This window comes from Nostoc favosum CHAB5714 (assembly GCF_020829495.1).
In the GTDB taxonomy this organism is placed as follows: Bacteria; Cyanobacteriota; Cyanobacteriia; order Cyanobacteriales; family Nostocaceae; genus Nostoc; species Nostoc favosum.
In genome coordinates this window covers 16,502-34,363 of record NZ_JAIVFQ010000073.1, presented here as the reverse complement: position 1 = coordinate 34,363, position 17,862 = coordinate 16,502, and the positions used below count along the sequence as shown (strand labels likewise).

General features: G+C 43.5%; 19 protein-coding genes. 7 read left to right on the top strand and 12 right to left on the bottom strand.

The annotated features are described in order from the left end of the window. Positions 1-143: 143 nt before the first annotated feature. A complete protein-coding gene (locus LC586_RS29895) occupies positions 144-365 on the bottom strand; it encodes a hypothetical protein (RefSeq protein WP_229488878.1) in 222 nt (73 codons plus the stop codon). Between the two features lie 471 nt (positions 366-836). On the opposite strand from LC586_RS29895, the gene LC586_RS29890 reads away from it, so the two are divergent. The 3 genes from LC586_RS29890 to LC586_RS29880 all read left to right on the top strand — a co-directional run bounded on the left by LC586_RS29890 (position 837) and on the right by LC586_RS29880 (position 1,954). After that, on the top strand, positions 837-1,262 hold the full coding sequence (locus LC586_RS29890; protein WP_229488877.1) for a hypothetical protein: 426 nt from the start codon (positions 837-839) through the stop codon (positions 1,260-1,262). A 181-nt stretch (positions 1,263-1,443) separates the two neighbouring features. After that, positions 1,444-1,686, top strand: a complete 243-nt coding sequence (locus LC586_RS29885) for a CopG family ribbon-helix-helix protein (RefSeq protein ID WP_229488876.1) — start codon at positions 1,444-1,446, stop codon at positions 1,684-1,686. Next, positions 1,676-1,954: a type II toxin-antitoxin system RelE/ParE family toxin gene (locus LC586_RS29880; protein ID WP_229488874.1), complete on the top strand. Its 279-nt coding sequence runs from the start codon at positions 1,676-1,678 to the stop codon at positions 1,952-1,954. Before LC586_RS29885 ends, LC586_RS29880 begins: the two co-directional genes overlap by 11 nt. Positions 1,955-1,986: 32 nt before the next feature. On the opposite strand, the gene LC586_RS29875 is transcribed toward LC586_RS29880, so the two are convergent. The 6 genes from LC586_RS29875 to LC586_RS29850 form a co-directional block, all read right to left on the bottom strand. After that, complete coding sequence (locus LC586_RS29875) at positions 1,987-2,430, bottom strand: DUF29 domain-containing protein (protein WP_229488873.1); 444 nt, start codon at positions 2,428-2,430, stop codon at positions 1,987-1,989. After that, the gene (locus LC586_RS29870) at positions 2,414-2,632 is read right to left on the bottom strand and encodes a BrnA antitoxin family protein (protein ID WP_229488872.1); all 219 of its coding nucleotides are present in this window, start codon (positions 2,630-2,632) and stop codon (positions 2,414-2,416) included. The genes LC586_RS29875 and LC586_RS29870 overlap by 17 nt, the downstream gene beginning before the upstream one ends. Positions 2,633-2,643: 11 nt before the next feature. Next, positions 2,644-2,976 (bottom strand): DUF5615 family PIN-like protein, encoded by a 333-nt coding sequence (locus LC586_RS29865; protein ID WP_229488871.1) that lies wholly within the window; start codon positions 2,974-2,976, stop codon positions 2,644-2,646. After that, entirely contained in the window at positions 2,973-3,197 is a 225-nt protein-coding gene (locus tag LC586_RS29860) for a DUF433 domain-containing protein (protein ID WP_012412401.1), read from the bottom strand. The genes LC586_RS29865 and LC586_RS29860 overlap by 4 nt, the downstream gene beginning before the upstream one ends. A gap of 13 nt (positions 3,198-3,210) precedes the next feature. Then, positions 3,211-3,486: a LapA family protein gene (locus LC586_RS29855; protein WP_100901829.1), complete on the bottom strand. Its 276-nt coding sequence runs from the start codon at positions 3,484-3,486 to the stop codon at positions 3,211-3,213. 152 nt (positions 3,487-3,638) lie between these two features. Beyond that, positions 3,639-5,063: a phosphoglucomutase/phosphomannomutase family protein gene (locus tag LC586_RS29850; RefSeq protein WP_229488870.1), complete on the bottom strand. Its 1,425-nt coding sequence runs from the start codon at positions 5,061-5,063 to the stop codon at positions 3,639-3,641. A 146-nt stretch (positions 5,064-5,209) separates the two neighbouring features. Between LC586_RS29850 and LC586_RS29845 the strand changes: the two genes are divergently transcribed. From LC586_RS29845 to LC586_RS29835, 3 genes are all read left to right on the top strand, one after another. Then, entirely contained in the window at positions 5,210-6,064 is an 855-nt protein-coding gene (locus tag LC586_RS29845; protein WP_229488869.1) for a PD-(D/E)XK nuclease family protein, read from the top strand. A 106-nt stretch (positions 6,065-6,170) separates the two neighbouring features. Then, complete coding sequence (locus LC586_RS29840; protein ID WP_229488868.1) at positions 6,171-6,329, top strand: hypothetical protein; 159 nt, start codon at positions 6,171-6,173, stop codon at positions 6,327-6,329. Between the two features lie 145 nt (positions 6,330-6,474). Beyond that, positions 6,475-6,651 carry a hypothetical protein gene (locus tag LC586_RS29835; RefSeq protein WP_229488867.1) on the top strand — a complete coding sequence of 59 codons (177 nt, stop codon included), beginning with the start codon at positions 6,475-6,477 and terminating at the stop codon, positions 6,649-6,651. Here the strand turns inward: LC586_RS29835 and LC586_RS29830 are convergent. From LC586_RS29830 to LC586_RS29810, 5 genes are all read right to left on the bottom strand, one after another. Next, positions 6,617-7,069 carry a DUF1636 family protein gene (locus tag LC586_RS29830; protein WP_229488866.1) on the bottom strand — a complete coding sequence of 151 codons (453 nt, stop codon included), beginning with the start codon at positions 7,067-7,069 and terminating at the stop codon, positions 6,617-6,619. The two genes, LC586_RS29835 and LC586_RS29830, sit on opposite strands and share 35 nt — an antisense overlap. 107 nt (positions 7,070-7,176) lie before the next feature. Further along, positions 7,177-8,163 carry an iron-siderophore ABC transporter substrate-binding protein gene (locus tag LC586_RS29825; protein ID WP_229488865.1) on the bottom strand — a complete coding sequence of 329 codons (987 nt, stop codon included), beginning with the start codon at positions 8,161-8,163 and terminating at the stop codon, positions 7,177-7,179. 84 nt (positions 8,164-8,247) lie between these two features. After that, the gene (locus tag LC586_RS29820) at positions 8,248-10,953 is read right to left on the bottom strand and encodes a TonB-dependent siderophore receptor (RefSeq protein ID WP_229488864.1); all 2,706 of its coding nucleotides are present in this window, start codon (positions 10,951-10,953) and stop codon (positions 8,248-8,250) included. 107 nt (positions 10,954-11,060) lie between these two features. Beyond that, on the bottom strand, positions 11,061-12,059 hold the full coding sequence (locus tag LC586_RS29815; protein ID WP_229488863.1) for a helix-turn-helix transcriptional regulator: 999 nt from the start codon (positions 12,057-12,059) through the stop codon (positions 11,061-11,063). A 682-nt stretch (positions 12,060-12,741) separates the two neighbouring features. Further along, positions 12,742-14,412, bottom strand: a complete 1,671-nt coding sequence (locus LC586_RS29810; protein ID WP_229488862.1) for a transglutaminase-like domain-containing protein — start codon at positions 14,410-14,412, stop codon at positions 12,742-12,744. Between the two features lie 483 nt (positions 14,413-14,895). Here LC586_RS29810 and LC586_RS29805 point away from each other — a divergent pair, with 483 nt between their 5' ends. Then, positions 14,896-17,754: a cation-translocating P-type ATPase gene (locus LC586_RS29805; RefSeq protein WP_229488881.1), complete on the top strand. Its 2,859-nt coding sequence runs from the start codon at positions 14,896-14,898 to the stop codon at positions 17,752-17,754. The last annotated feature ends 108 nt before the right edge of the window (positions 17,755-17,862 follow it).

Here is a 17,862-nt window from a genome sequence, read left to right as displayed (position 1 = left end):
GGCGTGGGGATGAGTTCATCCTCTATTAATCGTAACCGCGCCTAGAGGTTCTCTTAATAGTGTTTCGGAGCCTGTACAGGAGCCAAACCGCTATTTCTCAGGGCTACTAAAAGCCCCCGGATTTATCCGTGGGGAATGCGTTACTAAACTGTCTCCTCACTTTCAGAGAAAATTGAAGCTGCGTACTCCAAGGAAAAGGATGCTAAATCAAGCTGATCTTGATCAGTCCAAGTATCACTTTGGTCGATGAGCGACAAGTTTTGCTCGACTAGCTCATTTAGAATGAGGGTTGCCAAGCGTAGCCGCTCAGTCGGTGACAAGTTACAAACAACTTGGCTGTATATCTCATGGGCGTTATTGGACATAAAAACCCTCCTGTGTCTTATCCTAACAGTTGTGATGCGTGCGGCAAGCCGCTAAAAAGCTTCTATTCACAAGTAGTGTAGTTGCTGAAGATACATAACATAAATTGTTGGGTTTCTACTTCAAATCAATTTACAATGATGTGCGATCGCAGTCTCAAATTTATCCTTATGAATGTTCATAGGACTTACGCATTGACAAGAAATACCAAATATGGAGCAAGGTTAAAAACCATATCTTTCGTAAGGGCACAGCAATGCTGTGCCCCTACAGCATGGTCTATTTACGATCGCGGGATAATTAAGAAAAGCCTGAAAACTTACTATTTTAGGTAATGCACATCACGACGCATTTGTACAGTGCGTAAGTCCTAGTTCATTAGTTGGTATCTCCGGGAAAGATAAGTATGGGCAGCTGAATCCTGTTACTGCGACTATCCAAGCCAAGTATCGTACTTTGGGAGGCAATTAGGGATGTCAGTAAAGAAAGTCGCCACAGTATTCAAAGAAGCTATCAATCCTTCTGAATCTCTACAGCAAATGGTTTTAGCTTACACCGATTACCTGAAGGTTGCCGAACAAGAACAGACCAAGAGACGAGAGATTGATGCTTGGGAAAACGAAACAATCACCAAGATTAACGCCCAGCGAGAGTTGCTAATGGCGTATCTAGATCGCTCTTTTGATGAACGTGCAGAAAACTTTCGCGCTTTGTTTGCTGTCGTTGATAATGCGATGCCAACGGCTGGCTACGCCTACGCATCCGGCAATAATGACCAACTAGCCCTAACCTTAAATTCAATCACAGAAATTGCTAAATCAAGCCCTTTCAAAGACCTTGCAAATTTAGCTTCTGTTCGCGCCGCCCTAGATGATCCAGATCACGAATGGACATTTTGATTTTATAACGGTGCGATCGCTCTACCAAAACTTTCTAAAAGCCTGCGAATGTAGGCTTTTTTCATGTACTGCCAGACTTACAGGCTAGAGGCGCTCTGAGATAATAGCGATCGCCACTATCATTATGTTGCATTGCCACATATTGCAATATAATATATCGCAAGACAACTTTCACAAGACGATGAGCAAAGAAAATATTACGTTTCGGATAGATAGCGATCAGAAGGCTGCACTTGATGCGATCGCAGCCGGAATGAATCGCGATCGCAGCTACATACTTAATGAGGCGGTAGCCACTTATCTAGAGATGTATCAGTGGCAAATCGAGGAGATTCAAAAGGGAATTGCTGAAGCGGATGCTGGAGACTTTGCCAGTGATGAAGAAGTAAAAGCAACTTTTGCAAGACTCACCAATGCAGATTAAGTGGCTGCGTCGTGCGCTTCGTAATTTGGAACAAGCCCATAGCTACATCCAGAAAGAGAATCCAGAAGCAGCGCAGAAAGTGATATTGAGGATTCAACTTGCTGCCAGTCAACTTGAGAATTATCCTTTTATGGGGCGACTTGGACGTATAGAAGGTACAAGGGAGTTAATAATTTCTAGCACGCCATACATTGTTATTTATCGAGTCAAAGAAGAGTCGGTAGAAATTCTTCGGGTTCTCCACACGTCAAAGCGCTATCCAGATTAGCGCCACTACCCACACAGTCACAAATAAAGTTATCAAATATCGCTTGCTTCCGGTAGCCAGTCTTCATCTAACACTAACTCTACAGAATATGGGCACTCTTCTGGAAACACGGATACAAGTATCCCTGTTTGCTTGGTTGCTTGGCGACGTGCCCTTTGATAACTTTCCTCAAGTTGCTCTGTAGGATAGCCCTTAAGACTAGGACTATCTTCTATGGCTAACTCAATTTGGGTGCGAGAATCGGTGATGGAATCGAGCCAACTATCTGAGCGACGCTGGGGTTGATATTGCCACTTGAGCAGATGCAACAGTAAGCGAGTTAGTTGACTGGCAATACCCCGCCGTTCACTTTTGCCCAAGCCTTCAACCTCTTCAATCAGATGTTCTACATCAACTTCATGCCAGCGATGCGATCGCAATAGTTGGGTTGTCTGTTCAATCCACAAATTAAAATCTGCTTTATAAGCTGCACTCATAGCCGTTCTCGATCTGCTGAATGTACTCACGCAAGGCATCGTTAATCAAAGTTTGGTAATTTCCCCCACCTGCTGCGTGAACTTGGTCACAAAACCATGCTAGTACTTCATCATCTAGGCGAATTGTAATTCTAGTTTTGCCTGTTGGTGTTGATTCAATCGCTCCCCGCTTGCCCTGGCTAAAATCATACTCAGCTTCCATAACTTCCAAATCTAATACAGTGTCAAAACTCCCAAATCTGGATTTTTGTCAAAAGCTTGGATATCCTCTACATGCGATCGCAAAATCTCTTCAATCTGTCTGGTTGAACAATTGCCATAACGAATCCAAATCACTTTCGGAGGAAATCCTCGCAAAATGCTCAACTCATTAAAATCAGCATCTCTCGTTACAACAGTAAATCCACTTTGTCGGGCATACTCCCAAACAGTTAGATCATCTGCTTGATCTAAGCTTATAAGAAAAAGATGCTGAGAGTTTGGGTACATATCAGCCAGTCGTTCAACTAACCGAGGTGATAAGTTATGGTCAAACAATAACTTCATGCTTGCATTGTCAGCATTTGCCGTTCTCGATCAGCCGCATAGCTTAGGCAAGCCAAAATATCCTCTTGTGTCAAATAAGGAAAGTCATCAAGTAGTTCCTCGTAGGTCATGCCAGAGGCAAGATAAGATAAAACATCGTATACAGTAATTCGCATTCCTCGAATACAAGGCTTACCACCTCGTTTTCCTGGTTCAATTGTAATAATGTTTTGATACTGCACAGCTATTCAAACCTCAAAAGTCTTCATCATCAACAAAAAACTCCGCATCGTCTTCCAATCGAGAATTACCCTGCCCAATACCAGCAAGCCCCCACAGAGGTTGCAGCAGTGCCATGCCAATTAACCCTACACAGGCACTAAAAGCCAGCACTAAACCCATTGGTATCTGAATCGATTGGAATGTTAAGAATTTTAACGATACGGGTGTGGCATTTTGGACTGAAATAATTGCGATCGCTATTACCCAAACCGCTAAAACTAAAGATGTCAAAAAAGGAGCGATTTTCATACTTTGATTGAAGTGAGGAGTTAGGAGTTAGAAGTTAAAAGTTAAAAGTTATATTTTGAGCAAAATTAGAAATCAGGAGTTAAGACTTGTTAATTTACAACTCTTAACTCCTAATTCATAACTCTTAACTCTTAAGTCCTAACTCTGACTGATTAAACTGCTACTGCCTCTAGTTTAGCAATGGCACTCTCTAACTCTTGGGCGATTTTGGTGAGTTTTTCGGGAGTGTTGGTTTCTAGGTAGACGCGCACCAGTGGTTCTGTACCGGAAGGACGCAGTAAAACCCAGCTACCTTCTTCTAAATACAGCTTAATACCGTCTTTACGCCCGACTTCCTTAACTTTAATTCCTGCTACCTCTGTAGGTGGATTTTTAGTAAAGGAGTCGATGACGGCGATTTTGTGCGCCTCTGTGAGGTGCAAGTCTAGGCGGTTGTTGTAAAGTGGGCCATCGGCTTCGGCGATCGCTTCTTTGACAAGTTGACTCAGAGGTTTGCCTTCATAAGCGATCGCTTCTGCCACCAGCATATCGGCTAATACCCCGTCTTTTTCGGGAATATGCCCGATAATACTCAAACCACCTGATTCTTCTCCACCGATTAACACGGCAGTTTCCCGCATTTTTTCGCCGATGTATTTAAAACCAACTGCTGTTTCGTAAATTTGCAGCCCATTTTTAGCTGCGAAATTATCCAGCAGGTGGGTTGTAGCCACAGTGCGGACTATCGCGCCAGTTTTACCTTTGTTTTTGATTAAATGACGTGCTAGAACTAACAGCACAGTATTCGGAGTAAGGACATTTCCTTGTTCATCAACGATACCAAAGCGATCGCTATCTCCATCCGTCGCCAAGCCCAAATCAGCTTGATCGCGAACTACTGCTTCCACTAACTCAACTAATTGTTCTCCTTTGGGTTCTGGCATTCCACCCCCAAATAAAACATCCCTCCAATCGTGGAAACTTTCTAACTGAACGCCACAATGAAGCAAAACTTCATCTAAATAGCCGCGAGAGGTAGAATACAGAGCATCGTACTTTACCTTTAAATTAGCGCTTTTAATCTTTTCTACATCAAGTAGAGTGTAGATAAATTGCAGGTAATCAGGTTTCGGATCGAAAATTGAAATTGAACCTGATGGGTTACTCCCAGGTAACTCATCCGATGCACTTTCTATATTTGCCACAATAGTATCAGTAATCTCTGGAGTGGCAGGCCCGGCATAATCGGGTATATATTTAATTCCACAGTAGGGTGCTGGATTATGACTAGCAGTAAACATTAACGCCCCAGCGGAATTTAGATGACGGGCGTTGTAGGCAATTACTGGTGTGGGACAATCCCGATCAGTAATTTTCACAGTCCAACCCAAGTCTGCCAAAACTTGGGCCGCTGTTTGGGCAAACTGGTCAGCTAAAAAGCGAGTATCGTAGGCAATAAGTACTGGTCTATCTTTTGTGTAGGCTGTTTCTAAATAAGTGGCGATTGCCCTTGTTACTTTCCGCACATTGGGGAAAGTAAAGTCATCGGCAATAATTCCTCGCCATCCATCGGTGCCAAATTTTATCTTGCTGGACATTTTTGCCACTTGCTCCCGTACATTATCAGTACTATTCAAGCTTCCCGCAAAGCGTGTGTAGCAGCAAGTATCCTCCGAAGTTCTTTTCTAAGCAAGCCTTAGCTTAAACTTCTCTCCACCGTATTTTCTCTCACTGTTTCTGAGCAATGTCAACCCCCGATCGACCTTTTGCCAGTTATCACCTTTGGTCTCTAGTTGCCCCAGCAACCGGGCAAGAACGCTGGCATTGCCAGATGAGACGGGGGTTTATCAAAGCACGGCAACACGAACCACAAGTCAAAGCGCTTTTAGGGCAAGCCACCGCGCCCCAGCGCATCGGCATACTCGCCCAAAAAGGTGTTTATGAGTTTCATCATCACAGGCATCTGTTGAAGCAAGCAGATGGTGTAGAAAGAGTTGCACAGCTACTTAAATTAGGCAACTCAAGCGATCAAGTGCAGCAACGCGTGCTGCAAATTCTGAAAAAATATCACGATGCGCCGTTGCTTTTGGATAAAGATATTATCCAATTAACTCCGGGTGATGAAGGCTTTCCTAAACCGATAGTAGTTGAACAAGAAGATTATTGCTTTCGCTTATATGCGGCTATGGACTGCGTTTTCATTGAATCTGATAGCACTTTACATATTTTAGATTTCAAAACTGGTAAGTCGGCTTTTGACCGACGACAAGCATTAGTTTATTTGGTAGCTGCTCGTTATCTTTACCCTGGACGAGAAGCTGTTGCATCATTTTATAATTTAGAAATATGTAAAAAGTCTGAGTTAATCAGTATCAATAATAGTGAATTAGAATACTTAAAATTTGAGTTAGCTAATATTGCCCACAAGCACCAGCACGATTTGCAAAAATATCAGCAAGAAACTAGTAATTTCAGTAAAATTTTCCCTCCCAACCCTGGCTCTCACTGCCGCTTTTGCCCATTTAACTCAATCTGTGAATTTGCCGATTTTAAGCAGACTCAATCATATCCACTGCCTAGTTTAAGAGTTAATAGCTAATAGGGAAAGGGAGAGAGAATTTACAATGTTCGCTTTTCGTAGACATCGCATTCCAAGTAAACACCTGAAAATATTGTCTGACAAGTATTTATAACCAGGAATTTCAATGCGTCTGATTTACGTCTTTATAGCGGTTCCCATTCAGATGCGGTACAACATTACATCACCAGGTGTAGGGGCACGGCACTGCCGTGCCCCTACGGGTGTACCTCACGTAAACGAGAACGGCTATATCTTCGTTAAATATTTAAGAAACATCCGCTAAATCCTCGTATTTTTACTGGCCTCATTCTCCACTCCTGCCAGACAACTTAGATGTAAATTGTACCCATGTTTATCTTTGGTTGTGAGTAAGGATTCAGGTCAGGGGGTATTGACAAGTGTGACATCTAAGGGGGACTATCACAATTATGGAAAAAGACCTGCCTCTGAAACTAGAGCGTGAAACCCTTCTCCAGTTAGCTCCCGAACAACTGGTGGACATCATTGGTGAGCAGGCGATCGCAATATCGTACCTATGGGTTGAAGTCAGAGGATATTTTTCAACCGCAGCTACGTTTCCACAGGCGGAATTTGCGCGAAAATAGCAGATTGTAAAAGTTCGGGAACCCGTTTCCAAGCTACAGCCCCTTTACGACTCTTGATATACAATTGCATAAATTCTAGTAATGCTGCTGGGCTTTCTTCTGGGGGAAGATTGACGAACAGATAGGTGGGTTTGTCTTGGCTTGATACAGATACAACACAACCTTGACTGCAAGCCCATAAGCATTCAACGGGTTTAATTTCAAGTGCGTCAAATAGGAATTTATCGCCGCATAAAGTATTTAGTTGGTCAAGTAAAATAGTACCGTCGCAGGGTTGATTTTTTTGTCGTTCTTCAGAGGAGCGATGGCATGATTTACAGACGAAGAGGGTTGGTTTGGCTGTGGAGTTGGGGTGTGTTAGGGAGGGATTTGTATGGCTCACCAATGAATTGATGAATACCAATAATTTATTTAGCATTTCAGTTTCTTTGTATAAATTGGTTATTTTCACAACTTTCAATTTTGACTATGCCAAACACAGCTTGTGGGTATATTCCGGATCGCATTGTTAGTAATATACAGATTTTATCCACCTTCCGGCAAGTATTTAAACAAGTCATCCAATACCCTATTAGCTTCTGCTATACCGTTCGAGTCCCACTTTTCTTGACTGACAACATAAGCTCGATTGTTTTTAATGGCTTTTAAGCTACTAAACATGGGATTTTGAAAATAAAAGCTTGATGTTCTTTCGCCAACATCAACAATAAATAGGATATCAGCATCGTACTCACCGATGTTTTCAATGCTGAGTTTGACATATCTGCTGCCGCCATGAGGTAAAAATTTATAACGCAGCCCAATATCATTTAAAATAGCAGGAACTAAATCCCTGTTTTTATTACTAATTGTCCAAAAACCATCATTATTATAAAAAATTACGGAAATCTCTATTTGCTGCAACTGGCTTCCTAAACGTTTCTTCAATTGTTCAATTCGTTTCTGGTATTGACTTAAAACTTCCTCGGCTTTTGTTTCTTGACCCAGTAATTTGGCAACATATCGAAGATTTTCTTTAAAGTAAGCTTTGTGATCTGGTGTATTATACAGAGCAGGCACTGCGACAGTAGGTGCGATCGCTGATAACGACTGATGTAGATGAGCATCGCAACAATACAAAATCAAGTCCGGTTTGAGCAGCAAAATTTTTTCGAGTGAAGGTTGATATACATTCCCAACATTCTTAGCTCCTTTAACCTGATCAAAAGAGACACCATAAAGACTTTCTTTTCCTTTGCCCGGAATGTAGTAGGATGTAAAACCGATAGGCTTGATACCGAAAGCTATCAGAGGAGCGAGAGTGATATCAGGAGATAATGTAATAATACGCTGTGGTTTAAGTGGGACACAGGTTTCGCCAAATTCGTGCTGAATGATTCGACAATCAACAGAAGGCTTCAAGGAGATATGAGTTTTTTGGATGACAGGTTGGTAACAAGCTGTAATTAAAAGTAAGGAAAAAGCCATTAGTAAAAATGGCTCGATTAGACGATATGACTGTTTTTTCATCATTTTTACCCAGGCTAAATATTAAATTGGTAAAAGTCAATGAAAATCTGGCTAATGCTTAGATTGTTTACACCAAGCTGGAATAAATTAAAATTCCCAGGAAAGACTTCCCTGTACTGTAAATGGGTCTCCTAAGTAAACTCGGTTCCTACCTCCGGCTGATACAAAATACTCCGTATCAAACAAATTTCTGAGATTGAGAGCAGCTCGAAACTGATTTCGTTTGTAAAAGATGGAAGCATCAGTGCGAACATAGCTCGGTAACTGGAACGAGTTATCCAGATCACCTTGGCGCTCTCCAGCATAGAAGATACCTAAACCAACGCCCAGCCCTTGTAAGTCGCCAGACTGGATTTGATAGGTCGTCCATAAATTCAGCGAAGTCCTCGGCGTATTGTTCAACTGATTACCTACTGGGAAGGTATTATCTGCGGTGAGTTTTGGATCAATTAACAGAAAGCCTGCAAAAATGTTCCATCCGGGTAAAATCTCACCAGATAAATCTAGCTCAACGCCTCGGCTGTTTTGTTCACCTGTCTGAATCGATCGTAAAGGATTGATTGCATCGGGAGTTGCCACATTGGTACGAGTTATGTCGAATAAAGCCAGAGTCGCTGAAAGTTTGTCAGTGATATCCGCTTTCACGCCAATCTCATACTGTGTGCCTCGCTCTGGTCTGAATTGACCGCTGACATCACTCGCTGTACCTGATGCTGGAGTGAATGAACGGCTGTAACTGGCATAGAGGGAAATGGGTTTAATGGGTTGGTAAACAATCCCAACCTGTGGACTAAAGGCTTGTTCTGACAGAGATGCGCTTGGGAAAAACGGCTCAAAGCTAGCATCTTGCCTGAAAATATCAAACCGTCCACCGAGCGATACTTTCAAATTTTCTGCCAAGGTAATTTGATCTTGCACATACAACCCCAGCCCTTTATCTTGGAATCTTGCCTCAGGGAACACGACATCGGTCAAATCTGCCAAAGTAGTTCTTCCATAGACTGGGTTAAACACATCAATTGGAGGCAGAGATCCTTCAAGACCATCTGTATAACGGAGATACCTGCTATACAAGTTAAATCCTGCTACAAGTTGATGTTGAATCCTACCAGTCGAAAACTTGCCTACCACATAGTTATCAAATTGATAGCTGTCAAGAAAATTATCAGATTGGAGATAGAGTAAGGGCTGTTCGCGCTTATTATCTAGAAAACCCAAAGGTATAGCACTCCTAACATTTTCTTTGTAAAATATGGTTTGCAAGCTACTGCGAAGTTGCCAGTTTTCGCTAAACCGATGCTCAAGATTGTAGCCAATCCGATAGAGATCGGTATCATCATCATCATTCTTCAACGTAGGCTCACTTCTAGTTATGTTTCTAGGAACTCTGCCATTGGGATTTGGCAGTATAGTGCCTTCGGCTGGAAGACCATTATCTGTTGTTGTGCCACTAATTTTTTGATACTCAGCATCAAACGTTAGTGTTGTTCGCTCCCCAATTTGCCAAGTCAAACTGGGGGCAACCAGGTAGGTGTCGCGCTTGAAAAAGTCAATAAAGCTGCCGACAGTATTGGCACTGGCATTCAAACGATACAAGACGGTTTTGCTGTCGTTGAGTGGTCCAGACAAATCAATTGCACCCCGATAGGTATCGAAATTACCAGCCGTTGCCCTAATCTCATAAAAAGGCTCTCGTAGAGGTTTCTTGGTGATCACATTGGCGACTCCACCGGGGGCACCTAACCCAAACAGAACGGAGGCAGGTCCTTTGAGAACTTCCACCCGCTCAATATTATCCGTGACCGTGTAGCTATAGTCAGCCCCCAGAGTATCTGGCGCTCCGTTTCTCAGGATTTCCAGTTCAAATCCTCGGCTGTTGAAAAAATTAGACACTGAACGAGGCGATCTGAATGACCCTGTTACCCCTGGTGCATTTTCTAAAATTTCTTGGAGGCGGTTGGCATTTTGGTCTCGAATCACCTGTTGAGGGATGACTTGAATCGATCGCGGAATATCTCGCAGGGGTGTATCTGTCCTAGTTGCCGTACTCGCATTCGGCACCCGATAGTTGTCTTGCTCCCCCGTCACTACCAATTCAATTGGGTCATCCTGCTGTGCTGTGGGTGTTTCTTCGGGTGTTTCTGTTACTGGCTTTTCTTGGGTTGGTTGTTCTGGTTCCTGTGCTGTTGTGGCTGTAGATGCAACTGTAAAAATCAACCCGACGTTATCATCAAATAACTCAACGGTAGGTAAAGCTTTCTCGCCAACTACCGTTACCCGCACGGTATTTGCGTCAACATTCGTAACTGTTATCTCTGTAATTCCCGCCAGGGGTTTTTCCGACTTAAACGTGAAAGCATCGCCATTGGGTAAACGCAACTGCCCACCAGTAATATTGGCAATAAAACTATTACCCGTACTGCGATTCGCTACTTGCAGTTTATCCCCTTGGGTAGTCTCTAAAATTACCTCCACACCCTTATCAGTGGGATTTGCCTTGACTCCTGTAATTACTACAATTGATTGAGTGTCAGGAGTTGGTGATTGAGAAAGTAAGTCTTTGACACTAGTAGCTGGAAACTCGGTTTCGCTGAGTGTTTTAATTCTGGTGACAACTTTATCCTGCTCCTTTTCTGATGCCAATGCCTGTCCAGGTTGAGGAAGTATACCACCGATGATCCCGACTACACTCACTACCAGCCAAAGATAAATGTCGAGCGTTGGCGATCGCCACTCCCTTTGGGAGTATCGCGCAAAGCACTTGCCACTAGAAGCAGAACGCCAACTTTCCATACCACTCCCTACACCACTATACAATACTGCTTATTGCGTATATTTCTTAATTGCAATAAACCAGAGTGTAGAAGAGTAGAGCGAATTGAGTCTATCCCAAAACAGTCTTATAGTCCCGAAACAAGCTTTTTGCCTAAAAAACATTCTCGTGGTGTCATGCCAAACTTGCGCTTAAAGGCAGCAGCAAAGTGTCCTAAATGAGCATAACCGACGATGTTAGCAACTTCGGCAACTGTAAAATTACGATTCTGTAACAGCTGATGCGCTTGTTCCATACGCTGATTCGTCAAATAACCAAACACCGTTGTGCCGAACTGCATCTGAAACCCTCTTTGCAGGGTACTCTCACTCACACCTAACTGTTGTGCCAACTCTGACAATAACGGTGGATTCTCCAAACGTGCTTGTAAAATTTCTTTGGCGTGATGAATCTTGGCAATAGTTTCTCTTTTTAATCGTGGTGGTAATTGTGATTGTGTATTATCTGCCAAAAAAGGAGCTAACTGCAAAGCCATCAATTCTATTACCTTACCCTGCAAATACATCCGCTTGGCTGTTCCCTGATAGGGGCAGTTAATAATTTGCAGCACAACGCTTTGGATCGCTGCATTAGTTTTGGGGTAAAGTAATGTTTGCCAGTCGCTTTCTTTTGCCAAAAATTTCAACTGAGGCAGCATTTCTCCATCCTTTCCAGGGAAAAAAGTCCTCAACAACTCCGGTGGCATTATTATATCAACACCCAGAATCCTTTGGGAGTGGCGATAAGATGAATCATGTTTGTGCTGAACCCCGCTACCAGAAATAAATGTATGCCCTCCCCCAACCTGCCCATAAGTATCTGTGTACATCCCTAAAGCTAAAGCACCAAACTGGAGAGGATGATTACTCACTGGGATTTTAAGTACAAGATCGTGATGATATTCTTTATCGAAAATAATTAGCGAAAGTTCAGGATACACTTCCATTTCTCGATAGTAACCTCTACCGAGACGTTTGGGCATTTCATCAATATATTCACATGGTTCTAATGCTGAGTAGCAGGTAGTATTTTCCTTACTTGTCTTCAACAGTTCATCGTAGTCTTTAATTGTTAAGGTGATTGTCATTACTGGCAAATCTCAAAGTTTAATGATAATTAATATCAATAATTTTACCACTAAGTTGTTTGGGAGAAAATAAGTATATGGTTTTTCAAAGGTTTTTAAAACATGACGAGAGTTCAAAAAAAGATGAGAATGGAAGAAGTTTTAACTATTCTGGGAATGATTTGATAATTTCTGTACGCCCTCTCTATGAGCTTCTGGGTAGTAAGCTGTTGCGCGTATAACTTGCACTTTTTATGGTTTGAAGCCCTTGTTGCCACAGGAACACTCTGGAAAATTAAAGACACGACAGCTTATCAAAAAAAGACCTGGAATGTACTTAGGTAATAATTCTATTACTAAGCTAGATATGCTTCTACGAGGATACAGTCTAGCTCAAAGAGAGGTTGGCGTACTCCCAACTGAGTAGGAAAGGGAATTTGAAGGTTTTCAATTATGGGTTCAAGAAAAATATAGAATTCACTCAGGTCAGTCATGGTCTAAGATAATTTTTTTCTCTTCTGTAGACGAGGATGAGGCACTACAGAAATTTTTTGAATTGTTTGAAGAATACTTGAATAGGAACAAGAGTTTAGAAATAGACGAAAATAATGGTTAAGCAGACAGTATTAAGGTGCGTTAGCCTACGGCATAACACACCCTACTCACTTTCTGATAGTCTTTCCCCAATTCTCAATACCCTAATTTAAAAAGGCGGTAATTCTTTAAGAATTGTGAACCGGATATGATTTATCGCCAAATCGCCAATGGGGATATCTTCTTTGGTTAGCCGCTCACCTTGACTTGTCACGGTTTCAAAGGTGATACCTTTACCAATTTCAATGTGATACCAGCATAAGCCCATAAAAAAGCGCGTGGGATAAGGGCCACCTTCACCCACATCGTCAGGATTTGATTCCATTGGCAACCAGCCAAAATTCGGGACGTAGAACTCCAACCAAACATGATTAAAGTCGGGTTGTAGGGGTACTCCTAGTAAGTCACTATGGGGAGGGCATTTGTACCTACCTACGGTGCGGCAGGGGATGCCATTTAAACGGGATAGGGCAAGTAAAACGCCGACATATTCGCCACAGGAACCAACGCCCCGTTCTAAAACTGTATCTGGCGTGTCAATGTAAGGTTTAATACCATAAGACAACTCATCATAGACGTAATTGCGGATGCTGTGCATTTTCCGCAGCACATTGGTTTCAGAACCAATCGCTTCTCTGGCGGCACGGCGAACAATGGTAGTATCCATTGCTAAATCGTCGTCATCCACTAGGTAGCGTGTTTCTAATTCTGAAGACAGTTGAGGTATATCTTCTACATCTCTGGGTGTGATGCGATACTTAATACCGCGAACTTCCAAAAGTGCTTTCCAGCCAAATATATGCCGTTCACCTGGGGCAAGAGAATCAAATTTAAAGACTGCTACACGTTGCCCCTGTACCACTTCTTCGGTAAAGGGTATACCAATGGGTTCAACGTGTTTCACCTTTTGACGCTCAGTTTCGGATGGTAAGGCGATGCGCCATTCCACGTCAGGTAAATAAACTTCATCTAAGGGTGCAATTTCCTCAGCATAAGACATTTCAATGAGATAGCCATTAGAGAGGGCGTAGCGCTTATCTGGCTGGTAATGATAATACAGAGGGTGAATAAAAGTGCGATCGCGGAATGTTAGCTCATGACTCGGATCAGCATTTGGGTTGTCCCGAATATAAGCCTCCTCTGAGGCGTAAGCGACGTAAATACTTTCTTTGCCTGTTTCGCCATTTTTATGTATTGCTATGCCTGTGGGGCATTCAAAGGGTGTCAGGACACTAAATTGAAGTTCTCCTGTGGCCCTATCCATCGCGTAAACTGATTGTTCGGTGCGATCGCAAATCCACAGCATTTCCTGGGTAACTGCTAAATTCTCTATCCCAACGCCTGGTGCATAAAACCTGGTAATCTCTTTTCGCGTTTCACGGTCATAAATCAGAATGTAGCCTAGCCTTTGGCAACTGACATAAACTGTTGTTTCCCAAACAGCAACGCCGTCAGCAGGATAAGGCAATGTCACAAAATGTTCCAGACCCAGAGCATTGAGCTTGCACAAGTAAACACTATTTTCTCGGCTCACCCACAGGGTATCTTCCCACGCAGCTAGACCAGTGACATCAGTAAATTCTTTAACTTGATGGGGATTGAGAATTTTGCTGTTGTCAGAGGTGGGATCAATTTCTAGTAGATGCCCTTTAATACTGTCAATGGCAATCAGTCTATCTTTGATGAAAGTAATGCCACACAGGGTAGCAGCAGTAAGCGGTCGAATTGTCTTTTGCCCAAACATCTGGCTAACGGTCAAAGTGGGGAGTGCAAAACTCATATTAATTAATCATATTTCTTGAATGGTTTAGCACGCTTAAGCAATTCAAAATTCAAAATTTGCCTTGAAAAGTTTCCTAGTTCGGGTAACCCTACTGGCACGCCAGTTCACTTGAGCGCGGAAATACGCAAGCAAGCGACTGGCTCAACTTTGGACAAAATTCAAAATAAAATGCAATCGTGCCATGCATTTTGGCTGTTGACTAGATGTAAATTAAAGCAATGGCAGCTTAAAATTAATTGTCGCAGATGCTCTGTAACTAAGCCTCAAAGCTCTATTACTCATAATTATCGGTACAATGTGTTCCGAAAAACTCTTTCGTGAGAGATAACACTATCTCAAAAAAAATAAATTTACAAATGTTAAGAATTACAGATACACTCATGCAACTGGGCGATCGCCTTAATGTAACTTTAAAAGATGGAATTCCTGCCATCACTAAATTATGATCAAATTTTGTAACCATTTGCTGTGACCTACACGATGTCTGCTAATTCTCTGCCTGAAGGTGCCGCCGTTTGGCATAGTTTAGAAGTTGATAAAGCGCTAGACCTGCTCGATAGTAATGCAGACAGTGGCTTAACACCCCAAGAAATTCAACAGAGATTGCAAAAGTACGGGGCCAACGAACTTGAAGAAACTGCTGGCCGTAGTACTTGGGAAATCCTGCTGGATCAGTTCAAGAACATTATGTTGTTGATGCTGATTGGCGTAGCTCTGATTTCTGGCTTTTTAGACCTGATGGCTTTGCGGGAGGGTCGCTTGAAGCCTGGTGAAGTGCCATTTAAAGACACCATCGCTATCTTAGCAATTGTCATCCTGAATGGCATACTCGGCTACGTCCAAGAAAGCCGTGCCGAAAAAGCCTTGGCAGCCCTGAAAAAAATGACCTCTCCCTTAGTGCGCGTCATCCGCGACGCTAGACTAGTGGAGATAGCAGCCAAGGATCTAGTTCCAGGGGATGTAATGCTGCTGGAAGCTGGGATGCAGATAGCCGCAGATGGACGCTTGATAGAACAGTCTAATTTACAAGTGCGTGAGTCGGCATTGACTGGTGAAGCCGAAGCCGTGAATAAACAGGCATCACTCAAATTGCCGGAGGAAACATCATTAGGCGATCGCTTAAATGTCGTGTTTCAAGGAACTGAAGTAGTCCAAGGACGAGCCAAGGTTCTGGTGACGAACACCGGAATGACTACAGAACTAGGCAAAATTGCCACCATGTTGCAGGCGGTGGAAAGTGAACCGACACCGTTACAGCAACGGATGACTCAACTAGGCAACGTCCTGGTTACGGGTTCTTTGATTCTCGTGGCGATCGTTGTCGTCGGCGGTGTGATCCAGGCAAGAGGCTTTAGCAACATCCAACAACTCTTGGAAGTTTCCTTGAGTATGGCGGTTGCTGTAGTGCCAGAAGGTTTACCTGCTGTAATTACCGTGACTCTAGCGCTGGGAACCCAGCGAATGGTGCGCCAAAATGCCTTGATTCGCAAACTGCCCGCAGTGGAAACTTTGGGTTCTGTAACCACAATTTGTTCTGATAAAACCGGCACGCTGACGCAAAATAAAATGGTCGTGCAATCGGTTTACACCAATAACAAAACTTTTCGCGTCATCGGCGAAGGTTATGCTCCCACAGGAGACTTTCAGTTAGATGGTCGAAAAATTTCCCTAGAGGAATCTCCAGAAATCTCAGCGTTATCTGTTGCTTGTGCTGTTTGTAATGATTCGGCGTTGCAAAAAGAACAAGGTGAATGGGCAATTTTGGGCGATCCTACAGAGGGGGCATTGTTAACACTGGCGGGAAAAGCTGGAATCGAAAAAGACCAGTGGAACAGTAAATTACCTCGTGTTGCAGAGTTTCCCTTCTCCTCGGAACGCAAGCGGATGAGCGTGATTTCTCAGGTGGAGGGAGTCGCTACAGGTGACGCATCTTCGAGAGGCGTTGACCCAGCGATCGCTGGCTTGATCCAATCTGAACCTTACTTAATGTTTACCAAAGGTTCTCCAGAGTTAATCTTGGCACGTTCCACTCAAATTCATTTGGGTAATGACACACCCCCCTTAACTGAAGCACAACGCCAAAACATTTTGGCAGAAAATGACCAAATGGCGAGTAAAGGTTTGCGGGTATTAGGTTTTGCCTACAAACCCCTGGCAGAAATTCCACCAGAAGGTTCAGACGAAGCATCTGAGCAAGGCTTGGTGTGGCTGGGATTGGTAGGAATGTTAGATGCGCCACGCCCAGAGGTAAGGGCAGCAGTCCAAGAGTGTCGAGATGCAGGCATTCGCCCAGTGATGATTACTGGCGACCACCAATTAACAGCACGAGCGATCGCTACCGATTTGGGAATTGCTGAGGAAGGCGCACGTGTCCTCACAGGTCAAGAATTGCAACGGATGAGTGACCAGGAATTAGAGCAAAATGTTGACTTGGTGAGCATCTATGCCAGGGTTTCCCCAGAACACAAACTGCGAATTGTCCAAGCACTGCAACGCCGGGGTCGATTTGTAGCAATGACGGGTGATGGTGTTAACGATGCCCCAGCCCTCAAACAAGCCGACATTGGGATTGCAATGGGCATTACTGGCACTGATGTAAGTAAAGAAGCCAGTGATATGGTGTTACTTGATGACAACTTCGCCACCATTGTCAGCGCCACCAAGGAAGGTAGAGTTGTTTACACCAATATCCGCCGCTTTATTAAATACATTCTGGGCAGTAACATTGGCGAAGTTATCACCATTGCAGCAGCACCCTTAATTGGTTTGGGAGGCGTTCCCCTTACCCCCTTACAAATTCTCTGGATGAACTTGGTAACAGACGGTTTACCAGCCTTGGCATTAGCTGTGGAACCTCCAGAACCTGATGTGATGCAACGTCCGCCTTTTAGTCCCCGCGAAAGTATTTTCGCTAGGGGATTGGGTTCTTACATGATTCGCATTGGTATCATTTTTGCCATTATCAGCATTGCCTTAATGTGGTGGGCTTATCAACATACCCATGCCCCTGAGTATCAGGGCAATCCCGAAGCTTGGAAGACGATGGTATTTACTACCTTGTGTCTTGCCCAAATGGGTCATGCGATCGCCATTCGCTCCAACAACCGACTGGCCATCGAGATGAATCCCTTCTCCAATATATTTGTACTAGCGGCTGTTGTTGTCACCACGATTTTGCAGTTGATGCTAGTTTACGTCCCACCCCTGCGAGATTTCTTTGGTACTCACTACCTGAATCTGCAAGAGTTGGGGGTTTGTATTGGCTTCAGTGCCTTAATGTTTGTGTGGATTGAAGCGGAGAAGATATTTCTGCGGATTATGGGCAAGAAGGCTGTGTAAATGGGGGATGAGGAAGATGAGGGGGATAAGGGAGATAAGGGGGAATAATTGCTTGCTTCCTCATCTCCCCTGCTTCCCCCACTCCCTACTCCCCACTCCCCACTCCCC